General features: G+C 54.1%; 11 protein-coding genes and 1 other annotated feature. All 11 genes read left to right on the forward strand.

Going from position 1 to position 14,256, the window contains the following annotated elements; genetic code table 11:
- Nucleotides 1-41: 41 nt before the first annotated feature.
- The 11 genes from D3P07_RS14570 to D3P07_RS14620 all read left to right on the forward strand — a co-directional run bounded on the left by D3P07_RS14570 (nt 42) and on the right by D3P07_RS14620 (nt 14,099).
- Nucleotides 42-1,403, forward strand: a complete 1,362-nt coding sequence (locus tag D3P07_RS14570; protein WP_119800962.1) for an ABC transporter substrate-binding protein — start codon at nt 42-44, stop codon at nt 1,401-1,403.
- Between the two features lie 275 nt (nt 1,404-1,678).
- Nucleotides 1,679-2,713 carry a LacI family DNA-binding transcriptional regulator gene (locus tag D3P07_RS14575; RefSeq protein ID WP_119800963.1) on the forward strand — a complete coding sequence of 345 codons (1,035 nt, stop codon included), beginning with the start codon at nt 1,679-1,681 and terminating at the stop codon, nt 2,711-2,713.
- A 235-nt stretch (nt 2,714-2,948) separates the two neighbouring features.
- Complete coding sequence (locus D3P07_RS14580) at nt 2,949-4,130, forward strand: type III polyketide synthase (RefSeq protein WP_119800964.1); 1,182 nt, start codon at nt 2,949-2,951, stop codon at nt 4,128-4,130.
- Nucleotides 4,123-4,860, forward strand: a complete 738-nt coding sequence (locus D3P07_RS14585) for a methyltransferase domain-containing protein (RefSeq protein ID WP_119801210.1) — start codon at nt 4,123-4,125, stop codon at nt 4,858-4,860. The genes D3P07_RS14580 and D3P07_RS14585 overlap by 8 nt, the downstream gene beginning before the upstream one ends.
- A 3-nt stretch (nt 4,861-4,863) precedes the next feature.
- The gene (locus tag D3P07_RS14590; protein WP_119800965.1) at nt 4,864-6,087 is read left to right on the forward strand and encodes an NAD(P)/FAD-dependent oxidoreductase; all 1,224 of its coding nucleotides are present in this window, start codon (nt 4,864-4,866) and stop codon (nt 6,085-6,087) included.
- Between the two features lie 62 nt (nt 6,088-6,149).
- Nucleotides 6,150-6,414, forward strand: a binding site (T-box leader).
- Between the two features lie 64 nt (nt 6,415-6,478).
- Nucleotides 6,479-7,783, forward strand: a complete 1,305-nt coding sequence (locus D3P07_RS14595; RefSeq protein ID WP_119800966.1) for an MFS transporter — start codon at nt 6,479-6,481, stop codon at nt 7,781-7,783.
- Nucleotides 7,784-7,855: 72 nt separating this feature from the next.
- Nucleotides 7,856-8,974: a Gfo/Idh/MocA family protein gene (locus D3P07_RS14600; RefSeq protein WP_147384520.1), complete on the forward strand. Its 1,119-nt coding sequence runs from the start codon at nt 7,856-7,858 to the stop codon at nt 8,972-8,974.
- Between the two features lie 366 nt (nt 8,975-9,340).
- Entirely contained in the window at nt 9,341-11,569 is a 2,229-nt protein-coding gene (locus D3P07_RS14605; protein WP_119800968.1) for a heavy metal translocating P-type ATPase, read from the forward strand.
- Between the two features lie 253 nt (nt 11,570-11,822).
- Nucleotides 11,823-12,689, forward strand: a complete 867-nt coding sequence (locus D3P07_RS14610) for a VOC family protein (protein ID WP_119800969.1) — start codon at nt 11,823-11,825, stop codon at nt 12,687-12,689.
- A gap of 33 nt (nt 12,690-12,722) precedes the next feature.
- Nucleotides 12,723-13,358, forward strand: coding sequence for an NAD(P)-dependent oxidoreductase (locus tag D3P07_RS14615; RefSeq protein WP_119800970.1), 636 nt, complete (start codon nt 12,723-12,725; stop codon nt 13,356-13,358).
- A gap of 90 nt (nt 13,359-13,448) precedes the next feature.
- Nucleotides 13,449-14,099: a nitroreductase family protein gene (locus tag D3P07_RS14620; RefSeq protein WP_182914331.1), complete on the forward strand. Its 651-nt coding sequence runs from the start codon at nt 13,449-13,451 to the stop codon at nt 14,097-14,099.
- Nucleotides 14,100-14,256: the final 157 nt, after the last annotated feature.

Raw genomic sequence — 14,256 nt, forward strand, 5'->3', positions numbered from 1 at the left:
GGCATCATCATTCTATCGGATCGAAAAGGGGAGTTTTGTCCATGAAAGTTTCGAAGAAATGGGTATGGATCGTATCATTGATGTTCGTCTTTTCCATGGTTATGATGGGTTGCGGCAGCGGAGATAAAAACAACGGCGGAAACACAAGCCAGCCATCGGAAAGCGCGGGCGAAAGCACAAAGAAGCCTGAAGAAAAAGTGACGATTACGTATTCCCAGTGGGGAACAGCGGAGGAGCTGCAGCGCATGCAGGAGCTGCTTGATCAATTCATGGCAGCCAATCCGAACATTACGGTCAAGCTGGAAGGCAAGGACTGGGGCAGCTATTGGGACGGCCTGACGGCCAACGCTGCGGGCGGCACGCTGCCGGATGTGATGAAGACGAGCTACGCGTTTATTGAGAAATATGCCGAGCTCGGCATCTTCAAGGAGCTTGACGGTTTGCTGGGAAGCAATAGCTTCCCGCTTGCAGACGTCGATCCGAGCCTTCTTGGCCTGCATCAGTATCAAGGCAAGCAGGTGTCCATGCCGATCGACGCCAACGTAATCGTGTTTTATTATAATAAAGGCCTGTTCGACAATCCGGAGACAAACCCGAAAGGCGCGGCTTACCCGGGAACGGAACCGACTTGGGCGGAGGTAGTCGAGATCGCCACCAAGATGACGCTTGACTCGAACAACAAAAATCCGGGCGAAGACGGCTTCAATAAAGGCTCGATCAAGCAATGGGGCCTTTCGCTGGTGCCAGGCTCTACAATGGATTGGTTCCTGGAGCCGATGCTGTGGTCGAACGGCGGCAAGCTGATCAACGACGACGACACCTTGGCGCTGAGCACGCCTGAAGCGCAGGAAGTGCTGAACTTCTTTATCGATATGACGAAAAACTCGAATATCAACACGACACCTGCCCAAATGGAGGGACTTGGCGGTCAAGCGAACCTTGGTATCACGACGGGCAAAGTTGCCATGAATGCAGGCGGCAGCTGGAATACAACGCATTATAAGGAAGCGGGCATTACGTACGGCATTACGCATTTGCCGAAGTTCAAGACGACGCAAACGGTCGTGCAGCCTGCGGGCGTCGCGATGAGCGCTTCGACGAAGCATGAAGCAGCGGCCTACAAGCTGCTGTCGTGGCTTGCCGGCTCGGAAGGGCAGACGGCGCTGGCGAAGCAAGGCTTCTCGATTCCAGCCAATAAGCAGGCGGCAAGCCCCTACCTGGAGACAGCCGGTTCGGAGTTCCAAATCTTCCTGGACGCACAGCAGTACGGCATCGTATCGCCGTTTACCGTGAAGAAAACCGATCTTGTCTGGACATACGGCGAGCAAGTAATGAAAAATCCGCTGGCAGGCGACGGCGATCTTGCCGCGGCGATCGCGGATCTGGCATCCAAGATCCAGTAATCAGCGTTAGCTATTATCTCTAAGTCGCTCCCCCGAAGCGCCTTCTCTCATGAAGGCGCTCCGGGGGAGTTTTTTTGTTGCCTGTGTGGGGTATCGTACAGTCGTATCGTCTTATGCAGGCTGATCTTCCTTGTAGCTGGCCCCTCCTTCAGATGAAGGCTCATAGGGTACAGGGCAACATTCCGTTTGCGGCAATTTTTTTCGAAACAAAAAACATTTGCCGCAAACGGGTAGAAATGATATAACTAAGTTGAAGGGAAGGAGGCACTCAAATTTTGGTAAAGCTTAAGGATATTGCCGATCAGGTTGGCGTCTCGGTGTCTACGGTGTCCCGGGTCATCAATCACGATGTCAGCCGTTCGGTTAACGAAGATACGCGCAACAGAATATTGGAGGCCGCGCACACGCTTGGCTATAAGACCAATAAACTAGGGAAAACCGCTAAAGGGAAACGCGATGCCGCCATGCCGGGGTTTCACGTCGGCTGCGTCGTAGCCGTTCCTCAAAATAAATATAACCACCCTTATTTCTCCATTATATTGGAGGGAGTGGAACGCGGGTTGTCCTCACAGGGCTACCGGCTGGAGTTTATTCACAGCATGGCCACTGGCGACGATCTGAGCGACCTGCAACGGCTGGTGAAGGATCACGGCGTCGATGGCATGATTGTCGTGGAAGGCATTCAGCCCGAAGCGTATCACTGGATCAAAAAAAATGTCCGCGCCGTCGTCGGCATCGATATCTCCGATCATGAAGTGCCCGTTATCGCATACGACCGTGTCGCTGCGGCCAAAGCGGCTGTGGCGCATCTGATCGCCAAAGGCCATCGCGAGATCGGCTTTGTCGGAGGACCGGGCCGATACGGCGATATTCAGCGGGAGAAGCGGTTTCGCGGCTTCCAGCACGCGATGGTCGAAGCGGGACTCGCCATTGATCCCGATTGGATTATTAACGTCAACTGGGATGTGTCTCAAAGCTATGAAAGGATGAAAGAAGCATTTTCCAGTCAAGGGAAACGTCCGACGGCGTTTTTTTGCGCCAGTGACATGATGGCGATCCCTGCGATGCGGGCTGCGACGGAGCAGCGGCTTCGCATCCCTGAAGATGTTGCTTTTTTCAGCGTCGACAACATTGAGCTGTCGCAGTTCACTTCGCCGCCGCTGACCACAATCCATGTGCCGAAGATGGAGATGGGCATGATCGCGGCGGGTACGCTGCTCGATTATTTGAACCGGCGCTATACGATTCCCGTCAAGATTTGGGTGCCGCATGAGCTGAAGCTCCGCCACTCCACGGGAGACCATTCTTAACTGGCAATAGCCCGGCTTTCATGAAGTCTCGTTCTCTTGCAGATTGCAAGGGACGGGACTTTTTTGCGTTCCTTGGCCCAAATTTTATTTGAATAGCGATTCAGTTTCCTATGGCAGCCGCCTTTCTTCATAATCCCGTCCAAGCCCGAATATACTTTCCTTAACAGGCGGCTTGTCTGACGGTCAGTCAGATTGGGGGACAAGTCTGATTATAGAGGGGAAGAGGGATGCAATAATGAATATAGAACAATCGAGCGCGGCAATATTGGGACTGGGGACGGCTGTACCGCCCTATCGAATGGATCAGGAGAATACGTCCCGCAGGCTGACGGAGGCGCTGGCAGATGCCGGGCATTCCAATTCCAGCCGGTGGGCAAAGCGAATATTTCGGCAGTGCGGTGTCGAAAGCCGCTATACCTGCGAGCCGAACTTGCTGGAACCCGCATCAAGCTGCAGGTACTTTCCAAGTGCGAACGGACAAGCGGAGGTGCCTTCGACCAGCGGGCGCATGGCGGTGTACAAGCGGGCATCCGTTCCGCTTGCGGCGGAGGCAGCGGTGAAGGCGCTGGCGGATAGCGGTACGCATCCGGAGGCGATTACCCATTTGATTACAGTGAGCTGTACAGGGCAATTCCTCCCAGGATTGGACGCTGCGCTAATGGGGGAGCTGGGGCTCCGTCCGACCGTTGCGCGGGTACCGCTTACGTTCCTTGGCTGCGCTGCGGGACTGAAGGCGGTCTGCTTGTCCAAGGGGCTTGTTGCGAATCAGAAGGATGCAAGGGCGCTGGTCGTATGTGTGGAGCTATGCACGCTTCATATTCAGCCGTCCAGCGATCGTGAGGCTCTCTATGGCGCATCCTTCTTCGGGGATGGCGCTTCCGCCTGCGTAGTCGGGAGACCGGAGGAGCATCACCGGGACGTCTTCCTGCTGGGAGACGAGAGATCGGTATTGCTGCCCGGCAGCGCAGGGGAGATGATCTGGGAGGTGGGCAACCACGGGTTCGATCTGTACCTGTCGCCATCGATCCCCCGGCTGATCGGTGAGCATGTTCCGGCCGAAGTTGATCATCTGCTGGAGGGGGTTCCAAAGCCGGAGTTATGGGCTATTCATCCCGGCGGCAGAGGCATTGTCGACATCATGCAGGAGACGTTCGCGCTGAGTGATGCCCAGATCTCCGCCAGCCGAACGATATTGCGGAATTACGGCAATATGTCCTCGGCTACGATTCTGTTTGTGTTGAGCGAGATGAAGCGAACGCTCCGCGAAGAGGAGTCTGGATACAAGGAGGGCGTGGCGCTTGCCTTCGGCCCCGGTGTAACTGCAGAGATGATCCGCATCACTTATTTGCCAACTCCGCATGGTCGCAAGGCGGGAGGTTCGTTACAAAGCGCTCCAGAGGCTGATGCTTATGCTTAAAGCCCTTCAGAACCGGGAATTGAAGCCTGAATACATGGACGATACGACACAGGGGGGACCGGAGCTGCAAGAAGCGCTGGTTCATCTGCGCCGACTGAACCGTCTGTTCGGCGCGGCTTCTCCGACCCTATACGGCGTGAAGCGATTGTGGAAGGCAGCGGGCTCTCCCAAGGAGCTGTCGATTCTGGATATCGGGGCCGGCTCGGGAGATGTGAACAGGAAGCTTCTCCAATGGGCGCTGGAGGAGGGCGTGCGCCTTAATGTGACGCTTGTCGATACGACCAAGGAAGCGGTGAAGGAGGCGAGCCTGTACTATTGGAACGAGTCGCGGGTCCGTGTATGCCAAGGCGATCTGTTCGAGCTGGAGACCGATTCGGCAGATGTGGTCACGGGCACCCAATTCCTGCATCACTTCACAGGAGATGAGCTGGAGCAGGCAGTCAGACAGATGATGAAGGCTTCGCGAATTGGCGTTGTCATTAATGATATTCACCGGCATTCCGTGCCATGGACAGCCGTATGGCTGGCGACCCGGTTGATCTCGCGCAATCCTTACATTCGGCACGACGGACCGCTGTCGGTAGCCAAAGGGTTCCGGGGGGAGGACTGGGGGAAGCTGCGGAAGGCGTTATCGCTTGCTCCTTCGGACTTCAAGTATGTCTGGCGGCCGTTGTTCCGGTATTCGGTCATGATCAGGAAGGCCGGCGACACGCATCAAGCGAGGTGGTGACCTATGACGACGATCTATGATGTCGCAGTGCTTGGCGCCGGAGTGGCAGGCAGCGCGGCGGCGAAGTCGCTTGCCTCGCAAGGCTGGAACACCGTCTTGCTGGATCGGCAGCGATTCCCGAGGCATAAGGTATGCGGAGAATTTCTGTCTCCGGAATCCCAGGAGACGCTCTCCCGTCTCGGGCTGCTGGATGCAGTGCATGCGCTGTCGCCCAGTGTAATAACCAGTACGAGTCTGTATCTGGAAAGTGGGGGCGTTATTCGGCTTCCGCTCCCGGGTGCTGCGCTGGGCATAAGCCGCTATAGGCTGGATGCCTGCTTTCATCAGGAGGCTGCTGCGGCGGGCGCCTGTATTCGGGAAGGCGTAACGGTCCTGTCGGCGGAGCTGCAGGATGGGCGCTATTCGCTGACGTTGCGAAGCGGAGGCCAAACAGAAGTGCTGCGGGCGCGTGCTGTTATCGCGGCTTGGGGCGGAGCGGGACTTGCCGGAGAGTTGCTTGCTGGACGCGATCTTTCCGGTGAACGGAGAGGTGTAGGAATCGCGCCATTCGTTCGAAGAGAGGCAGTGCGCCAATCTCCGCAAGTGCCGGGTCTTGTCGGCGTAAAGATGCATTACCGGATTGCAGACTCCGCTCCGCACAGCGTACAGGAGAATAATGCGGTTGAGCTGTATTTCTTTCGCGGGGGGTATGCGGGACTTAACCGGGTAGAGGACGGCAAAGTGAATATTGCGGCCTTGCTTAATCGCGGAGACATACCGGCGAAGAGCCGCTCCGTATCCGCGATGCTGGAGGAAGCGGTCTCCCGCCATTCCGCTCTTCAAGAACGAATCGCGGGGCTCGTTGCGCTCCCCGACACAGCAGCGGCTGTATCTCCGGTCCGAATCAGCATGCGGCCCGTGGCTTGGAGCGGTTTTCCGCTGATCGGCGATGCTGTTTGCCGGATACCGCCGCTATGCGGAGACGGCATGTCGATGGCGCTGCGTTCCGCCGAGCTTTGCTCCGCTTCCGCGGATCGGTATTTGCGCGGCGAGCTATTGCTCGGCGATTGGGAACGCGAATATAAAGCGGCGATTATGCGGGAATTCAGCAAGCCGCTGCGCTGGGGACGATTCGCAGAATCTCTGCTCAGCTCCGCCCTTCTGTCCCGCGCGCTGCCTGCGCTTGCAAGACTGGCCCCGCGGGCGGCGAGAGGCATGATTCAAGCGACGAGATTACACGTCCGTTAACGGGTACGAAACTTTTTGCAAAAAGGCGGTTTACAACCAATGGGTTGATCTGGTAGAGTATCAAAAATGCAATGACGAGAAGAGTAAGCCTTCATGTCCCTGTACAGAGAGCTCCCCCTTGCTGAAAAGGAGTCGTCGGACATATGGCTGAACCAAGCCTCTGAGCGGCACATTGGAACGGGTGCGACCAGCCCCGGGATGGTGTGACGGGTGCTCCCGTTACAGGGCTAGAGTATAAGCATGTTTCATGCCGTACTTGAAGAGGCCGGCTTGGCGACAGGCTGGCGAATATGGGGTGGCACCGCGATGATCAATCTCGCCCCCAAGACCAAAGTCTTGGGGGTGGGATTTTTTTGTTGTTGATCATCATGAGGTGAAGGGAGCCACAACTATGAAAAGGAATGTTTGGTTGGCAAAGTGGAAGTATCCGTCCATTCTATTATTCGGCATAGGCGTATCCAATGTCGGGGGATGGATCTATTTTATCGCGCTGAATCTGATCGTGTACGATATGACACAGTCCGCTCTGGCGGTATCCGTGCTCTATTTGATCCGTCCGTTGTCTACGCTGGCTAGCAATCTATGGGCGGGAAGTCTCATAGATCGGACAAACAAGCGCAGCTTGATGGCGATTTTGGATGTAATAAGGGCAGTGCTGATCGTTCTTCTGCCCCTCTATTCGTCTATCTGGTATATGTACGTCCTGGTGTTCTTTATTCAAATGGCGAGCTCCGTATTCGGTCCGACCTCCAGCACGTATATCACGATGCTGATTCCGCCTGAGCAAAGACCGCGCTTCAACTCGCTGAACGCGCTGATCGGCTCCGGCGCCTTCTTAATCGGACCGGCTATTGCCGGACTGCTATTTCTTGCAGGCTCTCCGGTTATGGCGATCTATATCAACGCCGCCGCGATGTTTTTGTCCGGGCTGATTACGCTTCTTATGCCGAATTTGGAGAAGGACGCATTTGTCCAAGGGGACAGCGGCAAACTGGAATGGTCCGTGATCAAGGCGGACTGGGTAACCGTGCTTCGATTCTATCGCTCGCATGTATACGTTACGGCTGTATGCCTATTATTCGGTGCTATCATGATGGTCATGGCTTCGGCTGTTGATTCGCTGGAGGCGGTTTTTGCCTTGACGGTGCTGAGCTTGTCGGAGAGCAGCTATGGCTTGCTGGTGAGCGTCTCCGGAGCGGGTATTATTGCAGGCGCTTTGGTCAATACAGCGGTGGCGGCCAGAGCGCCGACAGCAGCATTGATTGGACTCGGCGTGCTTGGCGTGAGCGGGGGGTACTTGCTGTATGCGACCTCCTCTGCATTTGGGATGGCGGCGGCTGGATTTTTTGTTCTTGCGTTTTTTATCGCATTCGCCAATGCGGGTTTTGCGACATTCTACCAAAACAACATTCCGTCCCGGATGATGGGCCGGTTCGGCAGCATGAACGGCTTTATTGAAGCTATCTTGATTATAATAACGACAGCAGTGCTCGGTTTATGGGCGGAGTGGGGATCGCTTCAAGCGGCAGTCATTGCCGGTGTAATCGTAATGGCTTTATTGAGTTTTGCCTTAGGAGCGGTGCTTTTGCGTAAAGTCATTATTGTACAAAAAGCAACCGGTACAGGCATTTCCGTGCAACAAGGCACAGCCTATACTACAATAGAGACAAGTCGCGAGTCGGGACCGGAGCAATAGGCTGGTGCAGGATGGGTCTGGCGCTCGCGCGGGGATTGACGCAAGACAACATCAATCGAGGAGGGATTGCGGTTGGCTGAGCAGGAGCAAGTGAAAATAGGATTGGTCGGAGCAAGCTGGTTTGCTGACCTGTGGTATTTGCCGGTCGTTCAGATGCATCCGAATGCGGAGCTGTATGCGATATGCAGCGAAGGCGGCGGCAGCGCGAGACGGATGGCGGACAAATACGGCATTCCGCATGTGTTCGGCTCTTATGAGGAGATGCTGGAGCAAGCGGGACTTGACGGTGTATGTATCATTACGCCCAACGATGTGCATGTGACGATCGCGGAGGCCGCTATGAATCGGGGTATTCACGTGATGAGCGAGAAGCCTCTGGCACTTAATCTGAACGAAGCGGAGCAAATGCTTCGAACAGCACAGAGCAGCGGCGTTATCCATGGCGTTAATTTTACGTATAGGGAACATCCCGGGGTGCGCCGGATTAGGGCGCTGGTGGAGGAAGGTCTAATCGGCCGGCTGCAATCTGGACATTTCGAATATACAGGGGACTATGGCGTCGCCGGTCCTCCAGGCTGGAGAGGCTCGATTGCGAAGGGCGGCATAGGCGGCGTACTCGCGGACCTGGGCTCCCACCTGATCGATCTGGCGCAATATGTTACCGGAGACGGCCTGTCTGAGGTTAGTGCGGATGCCGCGTTCAAGCATCGGGATGTGAACCCCGATGCGGCGGCGGATGCCGTCATCTTCTTGGCCCGCTCTTTGCAGGGCGCTCAACATACGTTCCGCACAAGCTGGATTGAGCATCAAGGAACGAAGGGGCAGACGATCCGCATACATCTGATCGGCGAGCTGGGCATAATCGAATTTGCCGTGAGCCATCTGGGCTCCGCGCTATCGTATACGCTTCATGAGGGCGGCAAGAGAGTTATCGATCTTCAGCAGAATGGCCTTCCCGCCTGGAATGAAGACGACCCTTCCTCGGAGACGAGCTTCAGGCCTTGGCGTCTGACGGACCGCAATGAGGTATGGAAGTGGATCGACCGTATCATCGACCGGAAGGATGGTACGGCGGCAGCATCAGTCGATGCGCCTACCTTTGCCGACGGATATTACGCACAGTCTGTTATGGAGGCCGTCATGCAGGCGGCGGAAGAACGGCGCTGGGTACCGGTTCGATCGATGGAATAGAACAGCATGCGAATAATTGTTATAGTGGAGAGCCTTGAACCCTATATACCAATAGGTGATTCAAGGCTTTTTACTATTTAGAAGGAACACACATAAGTCTAGCGCGCAAGTCAGGTCGTTTTTTTAGTTATAGCGAAAAAGGACCATACTGAAAGACATAAATAACAACGATTAAACGCAACATTAAAATAGGGTACGGGGGTATTGTAATTTTTATTGACTAATATAGGGGGGCGGGGTATAATGATGATGTCGACAGAAAATGAATTGTTCCTTATCAGCCCCGCTTAGGAGCGAAAGCCAGTGTGAAGCTGTGAGGGAAGAGACAGACCTTATAACCGATCAAGAAGCATAGGAGTGTTCAATATGAAACAGGAAGCTTCAACGGTAAGCGCCGATCAAGTGACATTCGATATATCCGGCATGACCTGCGCGGCATGTGCCAACCGTATTGAGAAGGGACTTAACAAAATGCCGGGCGTGTCCCAGGCCAGCGTTAACTTCGCAATGGAGACCGCCAGCGTCAGCTTCTCGTCTTCGGAGATTTCCGTTGAAGATATGCAGAGCAAAGTGAAGCAGCTGGGTTACGCTGCGGCGCTGAAGGCAGAAGAGAAAGAGACACGGGAGCAACGTTCCAGGGAAACGAGAAAGCACAAGCTGACGCTTCTCCTGTCTGCGCTACTCTCACTGCCATTGTTGTGGAGCATGGTCGGCCATTTCTCGTTCACTTCATGGATGTATGTACCGGATTTATTCATGAATCCGTGGTTCCAGTTAGTATTGGCTACGCCGGTGCAATTCTATGTAGGCGCACCGTTCTACAAAGGAGCCTATAAGGCGCTTCGCAACCGAAGCGCGAACATGGATGTGCTGATTTCGCTAGGTACATCGGCGGCTTATTTCTACAGTATCTACCTGACACTGCAATGGTGGGCGGGTGGAGCGTCTGCACATCATGGACCTTCCCTGTATTTCGAGACTAGTGCCGTTCTGATTACACTTGTGGTGCTAGGCAAGCTGTTCGAGACACTGGCCAAAGGCCGGACCTCGGAAGCGATCAAGTCGCTGATGGGCTTGCAGGCGAAGACGGCGCTTATCATTCGCGATGGAGTAGAACGCGCTGTTGCGATTGAAGAAGTGCTGACAGGCGATATCGTCATTGTGAAGCCGGGCGAAAAAATCCCTGTGGACGGCCAAGTGCTGGAGGGCAGCTCAGCGGTAGACGAGTCGATGCTGACAGGCGAAAGCATCCCCGTTACGAAAAATAGGGGCGACCATGTCATTGGCGCCACCATGAACAAAAACGGCCTGCTGCGCATTACCGCGACGAAAGTCGGCAAAGATACAGCACTGGCGCAAATTATTAAAGTGGTGGAAGACGCGCAAGGATCGAAGGCGCCGATTCAGCGGGTAGCGGATGTGATTTCCGGCATCTTTGTACCTATTGTAGTAGCGATTGCGGTTGTGGCATTTCTGGTATGGTACTTTATCGTAACGCCGGGCGACTTCGGAGGCTCGTTGGAAAAGGCGATTGCAATTCTGGTTATCGCATGTCCTTGTGCGCTTGGATTGGCGACACCTACCTCGATTATGGCGGGCTCCGGCCGTGCGGCAGAGCTGGGCGTTCTCTTCAAGGGTGGCGAGCATCTGGAAGGTACTCATCGCATCCATACGGTCGTTCTGGATAAGACCGGAACGGTGACGAAAGGCAAGCCGGAGCTGACAGATGTCGTTACCGCTTGGGATGAAGAAGTGCTGCTCCGTTTGGTCGGATCGGCGGAGAAAGGCTCGGAGCATCCGCTTGCAGAAGCCATTGTAGCAGGCGCTGAAGCCCGCGGTATCAAGCTTGTAGACGCGCAATCCTTCGAAGCGATTCCGGGCTTCGGAATCCTGGCGAAGATTGATCAGCAGGAAGTATTAGTAGGAACAAGAAGACTGATGGAACGCTATCGGATTGATGTGAAAGATGCCCTGGGTACGATGACTGCCCTTGAAATGGAAGGCAAGACGGCGATGCTGGCAGCGGTTGACGGCGAGTATGCAGGCATGGTCGCAGTAGCCGATACGATTAAGGATTCCTCGCCAGCTGCCGTAGCGAGACTGAAGAGCATGGGCATCGAGGTTGTCATGATTACAGGCGATAATGAACGCACCGCCAAAGCGATAGCGGCCATGGTCGGGATCGACCATGTACTGGCCGAAGTGCTGCCGGAGGGCAAAGCCGAGGAAGTGAAGAAGCTGCAGGCACAAGGCAAAAAGGTGGCGATGGTCGGAGACGGCATCAATGACGCCCCGGCGCTTGCCACAGCAGATGTCGGCATGGCGGTAGGAACCGGAACCGACGTTGCGATGGAAGCGGCAGATGTAACCCTAATGAGAGGCGATCTGTACAGCATTCCGGATGCCATCATGATGAGCCGCAAGACGATGGCGAACATCAAGCAGAATCTGTTCTGGGCGCTTGGCTACAATACGCTGGGCATCCCGATCGCGGCAATCGGCTTACTGGCCCCATGGGTGGCAGGCGCGGCTATGGCACTGAGCTCGGTATCCGTGGTGCTGAATGCGCTCCGTCTGCAGCGTATGAAAATATAAAAAGGATACGATCCCCACTTCATATATCCGAGATTGCCACTCTAACTGGACAAAGCCAAAACGAAATAAATAGAGATTGAGGATCAGGGGGAACGGCGTTCTCTCTGGTCCTTTTGTATGTGTGCGGGCTTGAAATAACGGCAAGAGGGCATTCTACATCTGGAGGAAAATATAACACTTGACTGAAGTATATATTGATTATATACTTAATTACAAATAGTAAGTAACAAGTGAAAAACAAGGTGGTGATCGCATGGCTAACAAGCTGCATGCCGATACGCGCTTAGGCGAAGTCAAGTTGCGAGTCAGCAATCTGGAGCGCTCGCTCAAGTTTTATGAAGACATTGTCGGCTTCCGCGTGTTGTCGCGAACCGAAAGCATAGCCCATCTGACTGCCGACGGCCGTACGGTGCTGCTGGTGCTGGAAGAAGTGCCGAACGCGTCGATTACTCCGCTCCGTTCATCGAGCGGGTTGTATCATTTTGCAATTTTGCTTCCGACTCGAAAGGATCTTGGTCTTTCGCTTCGCAGATTGATGGATGCAGGCGTGAAAATCGGGCAAGCGGATCATCTGGTCAGCGAGGCGCTGTATATATCTGATCCGGATTTGAATGGTATTGAGATTTACCGGGACCGTCCGAGGGAACAATGGGAATACGATGCGCAAGGTTTTGTGAAGATGGCGACCGATCCGATCGATTGGGAAGGCTTGCTTGCAGAAGCGAAAGGCAGCGAGTGGAACGGACTGCCGGACGGTACCGTCATCGGGCATGTTCACTTCCATGTCGGCGATCTGCACAAATCGAAGCAATTTTATTGCGATGCGATCGGCTTCGAGGTAGAGGCGGATTTGATGCGGCAGATGGGCGCGCTCTTTATCGGGGCTGGCCGTTACCATCATCATATGGGACTGAATATCTGGGCTGGAGCCGGTGCGCCGCCTGTGAAGCCAAACGGTACGGGCATCGAGCACTTTACGATAATCGTGCCGAATGAAGCCGAACTGGAATCGACGGTTCAGCGGGCGAAGCGGCTAGGCGTAGAGCTGGAGCTGCGAGAGACATCGTGGTGGACAATGGACCCCAATGGTATCGCGGTACAACTAAGAGTACAAGCTTGAGCTCAAACGAAGAATAAAGGAGAGAATAGATAAATGAAAATTGCTATTGTCGGAGCAAGCGGCAAAGCAGGCAAGCTGATTGCGCAGGAAGCGCTTAGCAGAGGCCATGAGGTTACAGCGATTGTCCGCAATAAGGCGAGCGTTCAAGTAACGGGCGCAGCCGTGCTGGAGAAGGATGTATTTGATCTGAAGCAAGCTGATCTGACTTCTTTCGATGTAGTGGTGAATGCGTTCGGCGCTGCACCCGGTCAAGAGCATCTTCATGTGGATGCAGGGAATGCGCTTATTGAGGCGCTGAAAGGCACTTCGGTGCGTCTGTTCGTCGTAGGCGGAGCAGGCAGCTTATTTGTTGACGAAGCCAAGTCGGTCCGCGTATTCGAAACGCCGGATTTCCCTGCGGCTTATCTGACGACTGCGCAGAATCAGGGCAAAAACCTGGAGATTCTCCAGAACCAGCAAGATGTGACATGGACATTCCTTAGTCCCTCGGCTTTTTTCCATGCGGAAGGCAGAAGAACAGGCGCGTATGAATCCGGCCAGGATCATCTGCTTATCAATTCCAAAGGCGACAGCTATATCAGCTATGCCGACTATGCCATTGCGGTAGTAGATGAAATCGAAAATCCGAAACATCTCAATGAAAGATACACCGTTGTCGGCGAAGCGTAATCCAGCCGGCGCGTTACACATAGATAAAGCTTTATTGGATAAGGAATATGTCGCAAACCAACAAGAACAATCAATCGGAGGGAACGAGAAATGGGAATTATGGACACTTTATTTGGAGCAGGAAATAAAAATTCGGAAGCGGCGGCAACGGACTTCTACGCGGCCGTTGCGGGAAGACGCTCTATATATGGCATCAGCAATGAACAGGTCGTATCGGACGAGCGCATCCATGAAGTGATTAATCATGCCGTGAAGCATACGCCATCTTCGTTCAACTCGCAAAGCGCTAGAGTTGTCGTGCTTCTGGGCGACCAACACAAAAAACTGTGGGAAATCACTACCAATACATTGAAGGCTATTGTGCCAGCCGATCAATTCGCGCCAACGCAAGAGAAAATGAATGCGTTCGGGGCTGGCTACGGAACAGTGTTGTTCTTCGAGGATCAAACCGTCGTGGAAGGCTTGCAAAAGCAATTCGCAGCATATGCGGATAACTTCCCGGTATGGTCCAATCAATCGAACGGCATGCTGCAGTTCGTCATCTGGACATCGCTGGAGCTTGAAGGCTTCGGCGCGTCGCTTCAGCATTACAACCCGCTTATCGACGAAGCGGTGAAGGCGGAATGGAACATTCCTGCCGGCTGGAAGCTGCTAGCTCAGATGCCGTTCGGCAAGCCGGTTGCTCCTGCAGGCGAGAAGCAATTCGGATCGATGGAAGAGCGTGTGAAAGTATTTAAATAAGCAGCAAGTTAAATGAGGCTTACACAGAAGTGAACGTGTAATATAGAATGAAAAATAAATGTAGCCCGGTCGAATAGGACCGGGCTACATTTTTTTTCTATGTGATGAGTTAAGGAATAGTGGAGATTTATCCCCGTCTCATTTTAATTCATTAGAA

The sequence above is a fragment of the Paenibacillus sp. 1011MAR3C5 genome (assembly GCF_003591485.1).
Classification (GTDB): Bacteria; Bacillota; Bacilli; order Paenibacillales; family Paenibacillaceae; genus Pristimantibacillus.